Annotated in this window: 1 protein-coding gene and 1 pseudogene; both read right to left on the reverse strand. The window is 62.0% G+C overall.

Annotation, left to right across the window (positions count from 1 at the left end):
• Nucleotides 1–408 (reverse strand): annotated as a pseudogene (locus A2I95_RS38975) (protein GlxC); the annotation flags it as partial.
• A gap of 1 nt (nucleotide 409) precedes the next feature.
• Nucleotides 410–1,301: glutamine amidotransferase family protein (locus tag A2I95_RS38980; protein ID WP_291737736.1), on the reverse strand; the 892-nt coding region annotated here is incomplete at its 5' end.

Below are 1,301 nucleotides of genomic sequence, written 5' to 3' on the forward strand. Positions count from 1 at the left end.
CATGTGGCCAATGTTGCCATGCACGACAATGTCGATGCCTTTCATCGAGATGCCGCAGCGCGAGGACGCGTTGCCCTTGATCACCAGTAACCCGCCATGGCCGGTGGCGCCGGCATACTGGCTGGCGTCGCCTTCGACGATCACGGTGCCGGACATCATGTTCTCCGCCACACCAGGGCCGACCGAGCCTTCGACCTTGACGGTCGCCTGCTGGTTCATGCCGGCGCAGTAGTAACCGGTGGACCCTTTGACAGTGACTTCAATCGGCGAGTTCAGACCCACGGCAATCGCATGGCTGCCCTTGGCATTCACAATTTCCCAGGCGGTTTTGTTGGTGCCGCCATTCTGTTCCTGCAGGGCCGAGTTCAGACCGCGCAGGCCATTTGCTTCAAGATCATATGTCTGCATCTTAGTGGTTCCAGAAGTAAACGGTTGCGGGTTCGGGCTCCCAGACCTTGGCGTCTTCGATGCCCGGCAGGTTCACCAGCGCGCGGTATTCGCTGCCGAACGCCACATACTGGTCGGTTTCTGCCATCACGGCCGGCTTGCAGGCAATCGGGTCGCGGACCACGCCAAAGCCGTCCTTGGTGCCCACCACGAAGTTGAAGAAGCCGTCAAGGTCTTCCAGCGTGCCTTCCAGCGCTTCGCCGAGGGTGGCGCCGTTCTGCATCTTCCAGGTCAGATAGGCCGCACCGACTTCGGTGTCGTTCTGGCTTTCGATCCGCACCCCGTCACGGCGCAGCTTGCGGCGCAGAGAGTTGTGGTTCGACAGCGAGCCGTTGTGCACCAGGCACTGGTCCGACCCGGTGGAGAACGGATGCGCGCCTTCGGTGGTCACAGCGGATTCGGTGGCCATACGGGTGTGGCCGATGCCATGGGTGCCGCCCATGCCGCGCACGTCGAAACGCTCGGCAACTTTCTCGGGCAGACCCACTTCCTTGTAGATCTCGATGGCATCGCCTGCGCTCATGACGCGCATGCCAGGACGCAGCTCGGCCAGCGCGCTGCGGGCCTCCTCTGCCTTGCCCGCGGGCACATCCAGCACCGCGTGGGTATCGATCACCCGGATCGACACATCGGTGCTCAGCGCTTCGGCAAGCGCGCCGTCCAGCCCGTCAAAGGCTTCCTCCGGCGCATCGGACTGAACGGTGAGCTTGGTGCGCCCGTCCGCCTCGGATCCGTAGATTGCAATGCCCGCGCTGTCCGGACCGCGGTCCGTCATAGTGATGAGCATATCGGTGAGCATATCGCCTAATTTCGGCTCAAGTGATTTGTCTTTTAGAAAAAGACCGACAATCCCG

It is taken from the genome of Leisingera sp. F5, from assembly GCF_001593695.1.